General features: G+C 73.7%; 13 protein-coding genes. 8 read left to right on the forward strand and 5 right to left on the reverse strand.

Annotated elements, in window-relative coordinates:
* The first annotated feature begins 2 nt into the window (after positions 1 to 2).
* From ACLFMI_RS07445 to ACLFMI_RS07475, 7 genes are read left to right on the forward strand one after another with little or no spacing between them, the layout of a single operon-like run.
* On the forward strand, positions 3 to 443 hold the full coding sequence (locus ACLFMI_RS07445; protein WP_410946992.1) for a hypothetical protein: 441 nt from the start codon (positions 3 to 5) through the stop codon (positions 441 to 443).
* Positions 440 to 796 (forward strand): WhiB family transcriptional regulator, encoded by a 357-nt coding sequence (locus ACLFMI_RS07450; RefSeq protein ID WP_410946993.1) that lies wholly within the window; start codon positions 440 to 442, stop codon positions 794 to 796. The genes ACLFMI_RS07445 and ACLFMI_RS07450 overlap by 4 nt, the downstream gene beginning before the upstream one ends.
* Positions 793 to 957, forward strand: coding sequence for a hypothetical protein (locus ACLFMI_RS07455; protein ID WP_410946994.1), 165 nt, complete (start codon positions 793 to 795; stop codon positions 955 to 957). Before ACLFMI_RS07450 ends, ACLFMI_RS07455 begins: the two co-directional genes overlap by 4 nt.
* Positions 954 to 2537, forward strand: coding sequence for an FtsK/SpoIIIE domain-containing protein (locus ACLFMI_RS07460; RefSeq protein WP_410946995.1), 1584 nt, complete (start codon positions 954 to 956; stop codon positions 2535 to 2537). Before ACLFMI_RS07455 ends, ACLFMI_RS07460 begins: the two co-directional genes overlap by 4 nt.
* Positions 2534 to 4210 carry a replication initiator gene (locus ACLFMI_RS07465; RefSeq protein WP_410946996.1) on the forward strand — a complete coding sequence of 559 codons (1677 nt, stop codon included), beginning with the start codon at positions 2534 to 2536 and terminating at the stop codon, positions 4208 to 4210. The genes ACLFMI_RS07460 and ACLFMI_RS07465 overlap by 4 nt, the downstream gene beginning before the upstream one ends.
* A complete protein-coding gene (locus ACLFMI_RS07470; RefSeq protein WP_410946997.1) occupies positions 4207 to 4416 on the forward strand; it encodes a helix-turn-helix transcriptional regulator in 210 nt (69 codons plus the stop codon). Before ACLFMI_RS07465 ends, ACLFMI_RS07470 begins: the two co-directional genes overlap by 4 nt.
* Positions 4413 to 5798: a tyrosine-type recombinase/integrase gene (locus ACLFMI_RS07475; RefSeq protein ID WP_410946998.1), complete on the forward strand. Its 1386-nt coding sequence runs from the start codon at positions 4413 to 4415 to the stop codon at positions 5796 to 5798. The genes ACLFMI_RS07470 and ACLFMI_RS07475 overlap by 4 nt, the downstream gene beginning before the upstream one ends.
* Positions 5799 to 5963: 165 nt before the next feature.
* Here ACLFMI_RS07475 and ACLFMI_RS07480 read toward each other — a convergent pair whose 3' ends face one another.
* The 5 genes from ACLFMI_RS07480 to ACLFMI_RS07500 all read right to left on the reverse strand — a co-directional run bounded on the left by ACLFMI_RS07480 (position 5964) and on the right by ACLFMI_RS07500 (position 13380).
* On the reverse strand, positions 5964 to 7535 hold the full coding sequence (locus ACLFMI_RS07480; protein ID WP_410947106.1) for an AMP-binding protein: 1572 nt from the start codon (positions 7533 to 7535) through the stop codon (positions 5964 to 5966).
* 130 nt (positions 7536 to 7665) lie between these two features.
* Complete coding sequence (locus ACLFMI_RS07485) at positions 7666 to 8151, reverse strand: type III secretion system chaperone family protein (protein WP_410946999.1); 486 nt, start codon at positions 8149 to 8151, stop codon at positions 7666 to 7668.
* Complete coding sequence (gene mshA / locus ACLFMI_RS07490) at positions 8148 to 9455, reverse strand: D-inositol-3-phosphate glycosyltransferase (RefSeq protein WP_410947000.1); 1308 nt, start codon at positions 9453 to 9455, stop codon at positions 8148 to 8150. The genes ACLFMI_RS07485 and mshA overlap by 4 nt, the downstream gene beginning before the upstream one ends.
* Positions 9452 to 12550 carry a sacsin N-terminal ATP-binding-like domain-containing protein gene (locus ACLFMI_RS07495; protein ID WP_410947107.1) on the reverse strand — a complete coding sequence of 1033 codons (3099 nt, stop codon included), beginning with the start codon at positions 12548 to 12550 and terminating at the stop codon, positions 9452 to 9454. Before ACLFMI_RS07495 ends, mshA begins: the two co-directional genes overlap by 4 nt.
* Positions 12547 to 13380: a DUF3027 domain-containing protein gene (locus ACLFMI_RS07500; protein ID WP_410947001.1), complete on the reverse strand. Its 834-nt coding sequence runs from the start codon at positions 13378 to 13380 to the stop codon at positions 12547 to 12549. The genes ACLFMI_RS07495 and ACLFMI_RS07500 overlap by 4 nt, the downstream gene beginning before the upstream one ends.
* 39 nt (positions 13381 to 13419) lie before the next feature.
* On the opposite strand from ACLFMI_RS07500, the gene ACLFMI_RS07505 reads away from it, so the two are divergent.
* Positions 13420 to 14253, forward strand: coding sequence for a glutaminyl-peptide cyclotransferase (locus tag ACLFMI_RS07505; RefSeq protein WP_410947002.1), 834 nt, complete (start codon positions 13420 to 13422; stop codon positions 14251 to 14253).
* The last annotated feature ends 56 nt before the right edge of the window (positions 14254 to 14309 follow it).

The raw sequence follows: 14309 nt of genomic DNA on the forward strand, positions 1-14309 counted from the left end.
AGATGAACACGCCTTCTACACCGCCCACCCCCGGCAACGCCGCGACGGTGGTCCCGGTCAGTCGCCTCGTGGAGGCCGGCCTGCGCCGGGTCACCGATGCCATCGCAGACACCGCGCCCGCCCCGGTCGGGGACCTGCACGCCCATGCTGCCCGGGCCCGCCGACTGGCCGGGCTGCACGCCCGCCGGGCCCGTTGGTTCGCCGTCCTCGAACGCGACACCGTCCGCCAGCACGACATTCCGCTGGTCTACGTCCAGGCCGTTGTCGACGCCGGATGCGCCGCCGACCGGGAGGCCCGGTTCTGGGCCGACACGGTCGACGATTGGCAGGCACTGATCGAGCAGCGGCCCACTTCCGACGTGGCCGGGGCCATGTCGAACTGGCACGAGCTGGACCTCACCGAGCCCCCGGCGCCCGGCCTCGCTACCGGGAGTACCCGGTGAGCCCGCGGGCGGCCCGGTTGCCGCTGCTGCACCTTGTCCCCACCACTACGGCCGCCGTTCACCGGTGGCGTGACGACGCTGCATGTCTCGGGTTGGACACCGAGCTGTTCTTCCCGGTCGACAACCGCGCCCAGTCGGTCGAGACCCCGCGTCGGGTGTGCCGGGGCTGCCCGGTCCGGGCCGAGTGCCTGGCCGACGCCATGGCCACCGAAGAGCCTGCTCGCCGGTTCGGTGTCGTCGGCGGCACCACCCCGGGCGAGCGCCGGGTCCTGCACCGCGCGGGTCTGACCATCACCGCCCCGCGCACACCGGCGGAGCTGCCTGGCCCGGTGGTCGGGGGTGACGTCGCATGACCGCCAAGCCCGACCGCCCGGCCCGGTGCGAGGTCTGCCGGGCCCCGCTGCACGAACGGCCGGATCCGCGGCGGCGCCGGTGCGCCGATCACCTCGACCAGCTCGCCCTGGTCCCGCTGACCACCGTCCGCACCGCGCGCCGGAAGGGAGGCAAGCGATGACCACCACCGGAACCCTCGTGCTCGTCGGCGGCGGCGCCGCGGTCGGGCTCTACGTGCTGCACATGGTCGGGCACTACCTCGCCCGCGTCCTGGAAGCACTCGCCACCGTCGCGGTTGTGTTCGTCGCGGCCTGGTTCCTGGTCAAGGGCGCCTACATCGCCGTCGGATGGATGATCCGGCACTGGCGAACAACTCTCGCCACCGCCGGGGTCGCGGCCTGGTGCTGGTTCTGGGGCTGGCCCTCGCTGCTCTTGACTGTCGCGGTCGTGGCTGCGGTGCTGGGGGTGTGGCGGCTGGTGTCGCTGCCCTCGTTCGACGTGTGGGCGGGTCGCCGGCTGCGGTCGTGGTGGCAGCGCTGGACCGTCTACGCGCTGCGGATGCCGCGCTGGCTGCGCTCCTGCGACCTGACCGTCCCCGATCGCGCCGGGGCGACGGTCATCCAGGTCAACCCGCTACGCCGCGCGGCGACCGCGCCCCGGGCCCGGCCGCGTCGCGATCAGATCCCGCGCATCCTGGGCGTTCGCTCTGGCCCGTCCTGGGACGAGGTCAAGGTGCGGCTCGTGCCCGGGCAGACTCCGGAGGACTTCGACGCCGCCGCCCGCACCCTGGCCGTTGCCCGTGGGGTCAACCGCTGCCAGGTCCGCGAGCTGGCACCCAACGAAGTGTCGATCGACTTCCAACGCCGCAACCTGCTTTCCCGTGTCGTCGCCGCACCCGACCTGGACGCCATGGCCGACGCCACCGGCGAGGGGATCGATCTGGACCGGGTTGTGTCGGGGGCCACCGAGTACGGCACCGAGTGGCGCCAGTCCCTGCGCGGCAGCCACACCCTCGTCGGCGGCGCGACCGGGGCCGGGAAGGGCTCGCTGATGTGGGCGCCACTGCTCGCGATCGCACCCGCGATCCGGGACGGCCTGGTCCGGGTGAACGGGATCGATCCCAAGGGGATGGAGCTGGCCTACGGGCGCCGGCTGTTCCACCGCTACGCCGTCACCTCCAAAGACGCCCTCGAACTGCTCGACGAGCTCATCGACGGGATGGAGGCCCGCAAGCGCGAGCACGCCGGCAGCGTGCGCCTGGTCCCGATCACCCGGGACAACCCACTGGAGCTGGTGGAGTTCGACGAGATCGGCGCCCTGATCCGCTACGTCGGCGACCGCAAGACCCGCGAAGCCATCACCGAACGCATCGCCCTGCTCACCACGCAAGGCCGGGCGCTCGGGTACGCGGTCCGTGGCTACGTGCAGGAACCCACGAAGGACACCGTCCCGGTACGGGAACTGTTCCCCCGCCGGATCTGTCTCCGCGTGGCGTCGAAGACCCACGTCGGGATGGTCCTGGGCGATCAGGCCTACGACCGGGGTGCGTGGGCGAACCGGATCGGCGAGTCCGAACCCGGCGTCGGCTACCTGTTCGGCGAAGGCATCCGCGAACCCGTCCGGATCCGAGCCGCCTGGGTCCCCGACGAGGCCATCAAGGCCCTGGAGCAATTCGTGACCACCGCCCCGGACCGTCGGCCGGCGCCCGTGCTGCCGTTCCGACCCGACACCGACCAGCAGGCCGCCGGAGGTGCCGCATGACCGACCCCACGAACGAGCCGGAGACCACATCCGAGCCGATCGACCAGGACCAGCTCACCCGCGCCCAGAAAGCCATGCTGGCGCTGTCCAACGACGTCGCCACGCAGCTCGCCGAGGACCACGGCGTCTGCGTCCGCCCGCTGGCGATGCGGCGGATCGCCCAGAGCAGCGGCCGCGTCGACGTCGTCCCCGTGCCCTGCGGCTCCACCCGCGATGCCCAGTGCCGCCCGTGCGCGGACAAGGCCCGCCGGCTGCGGATGGTCCAGTGCCGCGAAGGCTGGCACCTCGAGGACGAACCCATCAGCAGACCTGCGGATCCGACCGGTGAGCAGAAGGACCTCATGGCCGCCCGGGCCGACCTGCATGCCGCCTACACCGACGCCCGCACCGCCGGCGACGAGGAAGCGTGCGACGAGATCCGCGAGACCATCACCGAGATTGACCAGGAACTACGCGCCCTCGGCGTTCGGGGCCGGCTCGCCCCACTCGACCCCGGACCGCAGACCGTCCGACGGTCCACCCGACGTCGGCAGGACGCGCCGAACCTCCCGCGTCGTCCGGTGGAGGATCGCACCATCGGTCGAGTGTTCGGCGGGAAGTACCGGCCGTCGACGTTCCTCACGCTCACCCTCGACACCTACGGGCGGGTGGACAAGCACGGTGCCGCCCTCGACCCGGACAGCTACGACTACCGCCGGGCAGCGCGGGACGCGATCCACTTCCCGAAGCTGCTGGACCGGTTCTGGCAGAACACCCGCCGGTGTGTGGGCTGGGACGTGCAGTACTTCGGCACCGTCGAGCCACAGAAGCGCGGGGCACCGCACTTCCACGCCGCCATCCGCGGCACCATCCCCCGCTCCGAACTCCGCGCGATCACGGCCGCGACCTATCACCAGGTGTGGTGGCCGCCCCACGACGAGATCGTCTACACCGGTGATGCGCTGCCGCGCTGGGACAACCACCACAAAGCCTTCGTCGACCCCGACACCCGCGCACCACTGCCGACGTGGGACGAGGCCACCGACCCCGACACACTCACCACGCCCGCGCACACGGTGGTGTTCGGGCCGCAGGTCCACGTCAAGGGCATCCTCGGCGGCTCCGAGGAAGCCGGACGACATATCGGCTACCTGACCAAATACCTCACCAAGTCCGTCGGACAGGCCGCCGGCCTCGACGAATCAGCGACCTCCCGCCAGCGCGAGCACGCCCGCCGTCTGGCCGCCGAGCTGGCCGTCACGCCGTGCTCGCCGCGCTGCCCGATCTGGCTGCTCTACGGGATCGAGCCCAAGAGCGCCCGCCCCGGGACGGTGCCCGGGCATTGCAAGGGCAAAGCACACAAGCCCGAGCACCTCGGCATCGCCGGACGCCGCGTCCTGGTCTCCCGCAAGTGGTCCAACAAGAGCCTCAGCGACCACCGCACCGAGCGGACGGCATTCGTTCGGCAACTGCTCGACCGCGCTGGGGTCAAGCCCGCCTACGCCGTCGACGACGGGCCGTTCACCTGGGAAACCACCGGCCCCGGCGACACCGACGTCCCACCCCGCACGGTCCTGCTCCTGCACGCGATCAACCAACGCTCACGGTGGCGCGCCGACTACGACGCCGCCGTCCTGGCCACCAGCGACGGACCACCCGACGATCGTTCGGCAACCGAGGGAGCAGCGGCATGATGCAGAAGATCGACCGCGACGAACTGCTCAGCGTTCGCCAGGTCCTCGAACTGCTCGGTGGAGTCTCGCGGGACACGTTCTACGAGTGGCGGGAGAAGAAGGCCGCGCCGCCCTGCTTCCGGCTCCCGAACGGCCACCTACGCATCCGGAGGGGTGACCTGCTCGACTGGTTGGAGGGTCTACGTGAGCATGGGCGAGCCGCATGACGGCTACCTACCGGGTCAACATCTGGACCGTCGTCACGCACGCAGGTCGACGTCGCTACGGAGTCCGGTGGAAGACCGATAACCGCGAACACTCGGAGTGGTACGCCACCAAGCGTCTCGCCGAGTCGTTCCGCTCGGACCTCCTGCGGGCTCAGCGCGTCGGAGAGGCATTCGAGACCGCCAGCGGCCTCCCGGTCTCGCTGGCCCGGCAGCGCAACTCCCGCACGCTGCTGGAGGTCGCGACGGCGTATGTGGACTGGCTGTGGACGAGCGACGCCCCGCCCAATACCCGCAAGGGCGCCGTTACGAACCTCGCGGCCGCCGTCCCGCTGTTCGTTCGGCAACTCGACCACGCCCCGGACCGCGACGTCGCCCAACGGCTCCTGTCGACCCGCCTGCTGCCCGTTCCGCAACGCCGGATCGAACTGTCGCCCGCGGATCGGGCCGCCGCGAGCTGGCTGACCCGCGCTTCCCGACCGATCAACGATCTGGCTGACGAGATCGCGGCATCGGAGCTGCTGCTCGGGCTCGGGAAATCGGTCACCGGCCGCTCCGTGACGACGTCGACGTGGGACAAGCGTCGGGCCGTCCTGCATCGGGCCATGGAGTTCGCCCGCGCCTCGGGCTGGATCGACACGAACCCGCTCACCGGCCGTCGACACCTCGCCCGGCACACCGGCCCGCAGGTCGTGGACCCGCGTGTCGTAATCAACCCAGCTCAGGCGCGGCAGCTCCTCGCGGCCGTCACCTACGTGCAGGGCCGGCGCCGGCGCGATTCGAACCGAGGCGCCCGCCTGCATGCGTTCTTCGCCTGCCTCTACTACGGCGGCCTGCGCCCCGGTGAGGCACAGAACCTCCGGACGACGGACCTCGACCTCCCGTCCGACGGTTGGGGTCGGCTTCTGCTCGCCGGATCGCGCACCGAGGTCAGTGCCTCCTACTACGCCCCGCCCGGTGCCCGGCACCAGGACCGCCCGCTGAAACGTCGCAGCGCCGAGGAGGTCCGCCCGGTCCCGATCCCGCCGGACCTCGTAACGATCCTCCGTGATCACGTCGCGGAGTTCCCGCCGGCGCCGGACGGCCGGCTGTTCGTGGCGACCGAGAGCGGCGGGAGCATCCCGTGGTCGGTGTACTCCCGGATCTGGGCCGACGCCCGCACCATTGGTCTGAGCCCCGTGCAGGAGGCGTCACCGCTCGCGCGCCGCCCCTACGACCTGCGCCACGCTGCGCTGTCGAGCTGGCTCGCCGCCGGGGTCCCACCGACGGAGGTCGCGGGCCGGGCGGGCAACTCGGTGAAGGTGCTCCTCACCGTCTATGCCAAGTGCCTTGCCGACCAACAGTCCACCTACAACGAGCGGATCTCCGGACTACTCGACTCATGATCCGATCGACAGTCCAGAGTGGAGTCGAGCGACCATGATCATTCCGTACATGTCCCGTAGACACCGCCGCACGACCCCGTACCGCCCCGCACCCTCACCGACGAAAGGACGGCGCCGTCCCCGCGAATTCGCAGGTCACGACGCCGTCCCGGCTCGTCAGGAAGGTCAGGGCGAGACCGTCTCCCGGGCCCGCAGGTCCTTGCGCAGGATCTTGCCCGACGCCGACTTCGGGATCTGGTCGATGAACTCGACGACCCGGACCTTCTTGTGCGGGGCGACACGCTCGGCGACGAACGCCATGACCTCGTCCTCGGTCAGGTCCGACCCGGCGGCCTGCGTGACCACGAACGCCTTCGGGACCTCCTCACCGTCGGCGTCCTTGACGCCGATGACGGCGGTGTCGGCGATCTTGTCGTGGGTCAGCAGCAGGGCCTCCAGCTCGGCAGGCGGCACCTGGTAGCCCTTGTACTTGATCAGTTCCTTGACCCGGTCGACGATCGAGTAGACGCCCTCGTCGTCGATCACGGCGATGTCGCCGGTGTGCAGGTAACCCTCGGCGTCCTTGGTGGCGTCGGTGGCGTCGGAGTTGTTCAGGTACCCGACCATGATGTTCGGGCCCTTCATCCACAGCTCCCCACGCTCGCCGACGCCGACCTCCCGGCCGGTCTCCGGATCGACCAGCTTGCACTCCATGTTCGGGATCGCGAAGCCGGACGAGTTGAGGTCGAGGTCGCCGCGGTCGTCGGGCATGCAGTGACTGACCGGGGACGACTCGGTCATCCCGTAGCCCTGCAGCACGGTGCAGTCCAACCGCTGCGCGACGGCCCGGCCGAGCTCGCCGTCCAGCGGCGCGGCACCGGAGAAGACCGTCTTGACGCAGGACAGGTCGTACTGGTCGACCATCGGGTGCTTGGCCAGCGCCACCGCGACCGGCGGGGCGATGTAGAGCCGGTCGACCTCGTAGCGCTGCGTGATCGTCAGGAACTGCTCGAGATCGAACTTGGGCATCGTGACGACCGTGGCCCGGGCGTGCAGGCCCTGGTTCATCATGACCGTCATGCCGTAGATGTGGAAGAACGGCAGGAACGCCATGATCTTGGTCTGGTCGGTGACGTCACCCATCGCCTCGATCTGGAGCAGGTTCGCGACCAGGTTGCGGTGGGTGAGGATGACGCCCTTGGCCAGGCCCGTGGTCCCCGAGGAGTAGGGCAGCACCGCGGTGTCGGTCGCGGTCGTCGTCAGCTCGGGGGCGGGCGCGCCGGAGGAGGCGAGGTCGGCCAGCGAGTCGTGTCCCTCGGTCCGGTCGATGGTCAGCACGACGTCCTCGGAGAGCCCCGCCTCCTTCGCGCCGGGCAACGCGCGGTCCAGGAACGGCGAGACGGTGATGAGCATCTTCGCGCCGGAGTCGCGCAGCTGGTGGGCCAGCTCGCCTGCGGTGTACATCGAGTTCGCACTGGTCACGATGCCGTTCGCGCGCAGGACGCCGTGGAACAGCGCGGCCCACTGCGGCATGTTCGGCGCGAACAGGGCGACGACGTCGCCCTTGCCGATCCCGCGGGCGGCGAGCCCACCGGCGATCTTCTCGATCAGGCCGTGGAGCTCGGTGTAGGTGAACTGGTCGCCGGTCGTCCCGTCCAGGATCGCCGGCGCGTCGGCACGGTCACCGAACCCGTCGGCGAACAGGAACTCGGTCAGCGAGACGTCGGGGATCTCGACGTCCGGGTACGGGCTGCGCATCGACACGGCTTCGCTCCTTCGCGACGTCCATCGGGGGGGCCGGGCGGCTCGGGGTCCGCCCGGGTCGGGTTCATCGTAGGCACAGCCGGGCACCGGTTGCCGCACTGCGGGGCGAGAAGTTACCCGCGAGTCACGAGAACAGGTGCTCGAACGCCGTCAGGTTCGCGGTCGACTCGCCGCGCTCGGTCCGCCACGCGTACTCGCGCCGGATCGAGGACGCGAACCCCAGCTCCAGGAAGGTGTTGAAGTCGCCGTCGGCGGCCTCCAGGACCTGGCCGAGCAGCCGGTCCACCTCGTCCGCGGTGACCGCGTGCCGGGGGACCCGGCCGACCAGGTGGATGTCGCCGACCCGGTCCAGCGCGTAGTGCACGCCGTAGAGCTTCGCGTTGCGCAGCAACATGAACCGGTAGACGCCCTCGCGGTTCTCGTCCGGCCGGCGGCAGACGAACGCCTGCACGGCCATCGTCTGCTCGCGCACGATCAGCCAGGTCTGGGTCTGCAGCCGGGCCTCGCCGGGCAACGTGACCAGCCACTGGCCGGATCCACGATGGACGTGGTCGACCTCGGCCCCGCGCAGTGCGCCACCGATCACGTCGTCCAGATCCTGCGCGGTCATCGGGCCTCCCGTGCCCGTGCGCGGAACTCCGCCCGGGCCTCGTCGTAGGCGCCCAGCAGGGCGTCGGTCGTGCGGTCCCAGGAGAACCGTTGCGCGTGCGTCGCCGCGACGCCGGCCATCCGCTGCCGGCGGGCCGGGTCGAACGCCAGCTCGCCCAGCGCGTCGGCCCAGTCGGAGATGTCGTGCCCGGTCACCAGCAGTCCGGACCGGCCCTCGGCGACGGCGACCGGCAGGCCGCCGACCCGGGTCGCGACCACCGGCGTCCCGCAGGCCTGGGCCTCCAGGGCGACCAGCCCGAACGACTCGTTGTGGCTGGGCACGGCGACGACGTCGGCCGCCCGGTAGACGGTGACCAGCTCGTCCCCGCCGCGCGGTGGCAGGAACCGGACCACGTCGGCGATGCCCAGCCCGGCGGCCAGCTCCTGCAACGACGTCGGCTCGGCCAGCCCGGAGCCGGACGGTCCACCGGCGACCAGCACCACCAGCCGCTCACGCAGCGACGGGCTGCGGCCCAGCAGCTCGGCGGCGGCCCGCAGCAGCACGTCCGGCGCCTTCAGCGGCTGGATCCGGCCGACGAAGGCGAGCACGACGGCGTCGTCCGGCAGCCCGAGCGCGGCGCGGGCCGCCGCCCGGTCGCCGGGCCGGAAGCGGTCGGTGTCCACCCCGGGTGGGATGGTGACGGTGCGGCGCGGGTCGGCGTCGTAGAGGTCGATCAGCTGCTTGGCCTCGCTCTCGGTGTTCGCGACCAGCCGGTCGGCCTCGGAGACGACCTGGTCCTCACCGATCACGCGGACCCGCGGCTCCGGGGTGTCCCCGGCGGCCAGCGCGGCGTTCTTGACCCTGGCCAGGGTGTGCGCGGAGTGCACCAGCGGTACCCCCCAGCGGTCCCGGGCCAGCCAGCCGACCTGACCGGACAGCCAGTAGTGCGAGTGCACGACGTCGTAGAAGCCCGGATCGTGCCGGGCCTCGGCCCGCAGCACACCTGCGGTGAAGGCGCACAGCTGGCTGGGCAGGTCGTCCTTGCCGAGCCCCTCGAACGGCCCGGCCGCCACGAAGCGCACGGTCGCGCCCGGCGCCAGCTCCACGGAGGGCGGCTGCTCGGACGACGTGGCCCGGGTGAAGATCTCCACCTCGACCCCGCGACGGGCCATCCGGATCGCGGTCTGCGCCACGTAGACGTTCATCCCGCCGGCGTCGCCGGTGCCGGGCTGCTCGGTCGGCGAGGTGTGCACCGACAGCACCGCGACCCGCCGCGGCAGGGTCGACGGGGTCGCCGGAAGGTCACCCGGGTCCGTGTCCGTCACGGGATCATCGTGGCACGCGCCGTCGCGGCGAGCGCGGCCACCAGCGCCCGCACCGGATCCGAGGCGTGCCAGCCACCGTCGGCCCCGGGCCAGGTCGGGACGGCTACCGGGCTCCCGGACCCGAGGTCCACGACGAGCCGGTCGTGCACGACGAGATCGCCGTCGGGCACCGGGACGCCGAGCGCCCGGCAGGCCAGCACGACCTCCGGAAGATCCGCCCACGGCACCGGGGACCCGGTCCCGCGGACCGTGCCGGCGAGCCGGTCGGACGCGAGCGGGAGGTCGAGCAGGTCGGCCAGCGTCGCCGGGTCGTCGCCGCCCGGGACCGCGGGCGACTCCCCGAGCGCGGGTAGCACCCACGGCTCGTCCAGCACCACCGCCCGCCCGACCGGGACCACCGCGCCGGTCAGGGTGCGCACCCGGTCCGGCGGGTCCAGGTCGTCGAGGTCCAGCTCGCCGGCGGCGACGGCGGCGGCCAGCGCGGTGTGCGCCGCCCCGGCGACCTCCCCGGTCACCGTGCGGTCCGGGTCGCCGAGCCGGTCCAGCAGCTCGGCGGCCTCGTCGGCGTCACCGGCGGCCGGCGCGGCACGGACCCCGATCGCGGCGAGCACGGTCTCGTCGGCATCCAGGCCGCCGTCGAGCTCGGGCACCGGGTCATAGAGCCCGGCCAGCGCGGACGCCGAGCGCAGCCGCCAGGTCGAGGGCAGCCGGCCGCCGATCCGGGCGTTGCGGGCCAGCCACCACGCGGTGTAGCCGGTGAGCATCGCGGCCCGGGTCCCCCGGTCCCCCGCCAGCAGCGCGAGCGCGGCGGGCCAGGCGTCGTCGGCGACCAGGTCCAGGTCCCGGACGGCGGGTCCCTCGTCGCCGTCGTAGGCCTCGGCGTCGTGCAGCACCTCGGGGTCGAACGGCACGACCGCGAAGCGGTCCAGGACCCCGGCCGCGACCAGGGCGTCCCGGCCGTACTCGAGCCACTCGTCGCCCAGCACGCCGACCGGGGCCTCCGGGTCGAGCAGTGGCGCGACGGCCGCGTCGGGCAGGACCAGCTCGTCGGCGCGGGCCGGGTGCCCCTCGTCGTCGGTGAGCGCGAGGGCACCCGCCCAGTCCGCCCGCTCCGCCGAGGGGGTGTCGAGCAGGGCGAGCACGGCCTCGGCCAGCGGCGCGGTGTCCAGGCCGGCCTCGGCGTCGTCCAGCGAGCGGGCGACGAGCTCGTGCAGGGCGGGCGCGGCGAGCAGGGCGTCCCGGTCGGCGTCGGCGGCGCCGAGCCGCCGCAGCAGCGGGTGCACCGCGTCCCGGTCGGCGATCCGCAGCTCCGGGATCGGCGGCGTGTCCGCGTCCGGCAGCAGGACACCGGCCGGGCCGGGGGCGAGGCGGCCGTCGGCGAGCGGGACGGGCAGCGCGCCGAGCTCGGCCGCCAGCCCGGGGACGGTGTCCACCGCGGGCGCGAGCAGCGTGTACAGCTCCCGCCACCACGGCGGCGGCGCGCTCACCCCGGTCAGCCGCCGCGCCAGCTCGGACGGGCCGACCCGCTCGACGGCCAGACCGGCGGGCGGCACCACCCCGGACCCGACGAGCCGGCCGAACGCCGGGTCCGCGGCCGCGAGCAGCTCCGGGAGCCCGTCGGCGCCGTCGCCGCCGAGATCCAGCGACTCCGCCCGGTCCGGCGCGAGCTCCGTCGGGGTTTCCGTGCCGGGCTCGGTGCCGGGTGCCGTGGGGGGCCCCGCGCCGGCCTCGTGTCCCGAGGGGCACCCTCGCCTCAGCGGGAGCCCCGAAGGTGCCCCTGGGGACGCGCCGGCACCGGGGTCGCCACCGGGATCGGCACCGGCTGCGGCGGGCAGCCACGGGGTGCGGGCCAGCTCCGTCGCGATCGCGTCGCGGAGCCGGCCGTCCAGCGGGGAGCGCGGGAAGCCGGGCTCGGGGACCAGGCCGGTGCGGTGCTCCGGCGGCACCGCCCGCACGAGCTCGACGTACGCCGACGCGGCCTGCTCGACCAGGGCGTCGGCGGCGGGGTCGTCGGCGCGGATCCGGCGGCGGTCCGGGTCCACCGGGAACGGGGCGAGCAGCCGGGCGGGCAGCGACAGCGCCTCCGCGCTCGCGGTGGGGGCGTGCAGCACCTCGCCCGCGTCGGCGCCGTACGGGGCCGGCCGGACCCCGTCGGCCGGTTCGTCACCGGAACCCGGACCGGCGCCGGCACCAGGACCGGCATCGGGATCGGGATGGGGAGCAGCACCGGAGGCGCCGGCACTCAGGGGCAGGGCCCAGCGGACCGGTCCGCGTGCGACGACCAGGAACTCCCGCGGCGCGTCCGGGCCGGTGATCCGGACCCGCCCGCCGGGCAGTTCGGTACGGGTCAGCTCGGTACGGGTTTCGGTGGGGAGAAGCCCGGTGCCTCCGGTCTCGACCCGCTCGAGCGCCGGCAGCGCCAGCAGCAGGTCCCCGCACGTCCGGACCAGCTCGGCGAGCAGGTCGGGGGCCGTAGCGGGACCGTCCGGGAGCAGCCGAACCTCGGTGGCGTAGCCGTCCGGGGGCGGTTCCTCGTCGGCCGGCCAGACCAGCCGCAGCGCGGGCACCCGCGGGTCCCGGGCGAGCTCGTCGGCGGCGGCACCGCCGAGCGCGGCCACCTCGGCCGCGGTGCGCTCCGCCGAGAAGGCGACGGCACCGGCCGCGGTCACCAGCCGCGGCGCCGAACAGACCGCGAGGACCGCCGCGAACCCGACGCCGAACCGGCCGGTGGCGCCGCCGACGTCACGTTTGGCCGACGCGCGCAACGCGGCCAGCGCGGCCACCCCGGCGGCGTCCAGCGGGGCGCCGGTGTTCGCGACGCGCAGCTCGCCGTCCCGGGCCTCGGCCCGGACCCGGCCGCGGACTCCCGCGGCAGCGCCCGTCGCCCCGGCCGCGACAGCGGCATCGGAGGCGTTCTGCAGCAGCTCGGCGACCCAGGTGTCGGCGTACCCGCCGCGGCGCAGGTCGTCCTCGGTGTTGACGTCCTCCCGGAACCGGGTCGGCGACGACGACCATGCCGCGAGGACACCGGCGCGCAGCGCGGCGGTATCGAAAGGGTCGTCCGCGCCGATCTGCGCGCCGCCGGCTCCGCTCAGTGCGAGCCGACCGGCTCGAGGTCCGCGCCGTCGTCGTAGACCAGCGCGGAGACGTGGACCGGAGAGCCGCCCGCCTCGACCACCGACGAGTGCGCGCCGCAGCCGAACCCGACGGCGACGACCTGGCCGTCCGCCGGCGACGAGCCGTTCGCGCAGACGCCGAACGCCCCGCGCAGCGCACCGGCCAGCGGGACGAGGAACCCGCAGGTGCCGCAGGACCCGGGCGCCGAGCGGGCCAGCTCGGCGCCCGGCCCGCGGTCGCCCTCCTGCCAGCGCTCGGCGGCGGCCGCACGGCCCTCGACCGAGAGCACGCGCTCCCGGCCCAGGCCGACCTCGCAGGCCACCTCCTCGACGGCCGGGTCGCCGGAGTCGACGTAGCCCGGCACCAGGCGCGGGTCGTCCGGCGCGGTCGGCAGCAGGTCGCCGGGCTTGAAGTCCTCCGGGCGGACGCGCTGGTCCCACGGCAGCCACGCCGGTGCGACGAGCGCGGTCGAACCGGGCAGCAGCACGGTCTCGGACACGGTGACCGGCTCGCCCTCGCCGGCACTGGCCAGCGTCACCGCCCAGCGCCAGCCGCGGTATCCGGGCAGCTCCGCGACGAACGAGTGGGTCAGCGACCCGTCGTCCTCGCCGGTGACGCCCAGGTGCGTCCCGACCGAGCCGGCGGCCGCGGCCTCGCCCAGCTCGCCGGCGGCCTCCTCGACGGCCGCGGCCATGGCGAGCTCGATCGCTCCGGGCAGCTGGGACGGGACCTGCGGTGGCGGTACGACCGCGGCGCCGCCGTCAGCGGTGTCCGCGCTGTTCTCGGGGCCGGTGTCCTCGCCAGTCACCTCACCAGTGTGCCACCCGGTCCCGGGCATCCTGGGCCGGTGCTCGTCCGCAGCGCCCGTGCTCGTTCCGCGAGCTTCTCCCGGCGCACCATGCTGCTGTTCCCGTTCGCGCTGGCCGTGACCGGGTGCGGGACCGCCGCGACCGCGCCGGTGACCGACACCGGCGACGTCCCGCTGATCCGTCCGCAGGTGCTCGCGGAGCTGCCGCACGACGCCACCGCCTTCACCCAGGGCCTGGAGCTGCGCGACGGGGTGCTGTACGAGGGCACCGGCCAGGTCGGGAGGTCCCGGATCCGGGCACTGGACCCGACGACCGGCGCGCTGCGTGCGGAGAGCCCGCTGCCGCCGTCCTACTTCGGCGAGGGGCTCACCGTGTCCGCGGCCGGGGACGCGATCTGGCAGCTGACCTGGACCGACGGCGTCGCGCTTGAATGGGACCGGGCATCGCTGAGCCTGCGCCGCGAGGTCCCGGTCGACGGCGAGGGCTGGGGCCTGTGCCTGCTCGGCGACGGGCGCATCACCCGCTCCGACGGCACCGACCGGCTGCGGTTCCACGAGCCGCGGGACCTGCGCGAGACGGGGTCGGTGCCGGTGACGCTGAACGGCACCCCGGTGCCCGAGCTGAACGAGCTGGAGTGCGTCGGCGACCGGGTGTGGGCGAACGTCTGGCGCACCGACCGGATCGTGCGGATCGACCCGGCCACCGGCGTGGTCGACCTGGTGGTGGACGCGACCGGCCTGCTCGACGACGAGCGCCGGCGCGATGCGGATGTGCTGAACGGCATCGCGCACGTCGCCGGCGACGAGTACCTGCTCACCGGGAAGTTGTGGCCGGCGATGTTCCGGGTGCGGCTGCCTGTGCCCGGAACCTGATCTCCCGTTCGCCGCGCCGCGGGCGGCCGGGGCCGCGGCGCCGCCGGACAGGTGAC

The sequence above is a fragment of the Pseudonocardia nantongensis genome (genome assembly GCF_046546495.1).
Classification (GTDB): domain Bacteria; phylum Actinomycetota; class Actinomycetes; order Mycobacteriales; family Pseudonocardiaceae; genus Pseudonocardia; species Pseudonocardia nantongensis.

Coding starts and splice junctions, on each gene's coding strand:
- ACLFMI_RS07445 (WP_410946992.1), top strand. CDS start 3: ATGAACACGCCTTCTACACCGCCCACCCCCGGCAACGCCGCGACGGTG.
- ACLFMI_RS07455 (WP_410946994.1), top strand. CDS start 793: ATGACCGCCAAGCCCGACCGCCCGGCCCGGTGCGAGGTCTGCCGGGCC.
- ACLFMI_RS07460 (WP_410946995.1), top strand. CDS start 954: ATGACCACCACCGGAACCCTCGTGCTCGTCGGCGGCGGCGCCGCGGTC.
- ACLFMI_RS07465 (WP_410946996.1), top strand. CDS start 2,534: ATGACCGACCCCACGAACGAGCCGGAGACCACATCCGAGCCGATCGAC.
- ACLFMI_RS07470 (WP_410946997.1), top strand. CDS start 4,207: ATGATGCAGAAGATCGACCGCGACGAACTGCTCAGCGTTCGCCAGGTC.
- ACLFMI_RS07475 (WP_410946998.1), top strand. CDS start 4,413: ATGACGGCTACCTACCGGGTCAACATCTGGACCGTCGTCACGCACGCA.
- ACLFMI_RS07480 (WP_410947106.1), bottom strand. CDS start 7,535: ATGCGCAGCCCGTACCCGGACGTCGAGATCCCCGACGTCTCGCTGACC.
- ACLFMI_RS07485 (WP_410946999.1), bottom strand. CDS start 8,151: ATGACCGCGCAGGATCTGGACGACGTGATCGGTGGCGCACTGCGCGGG.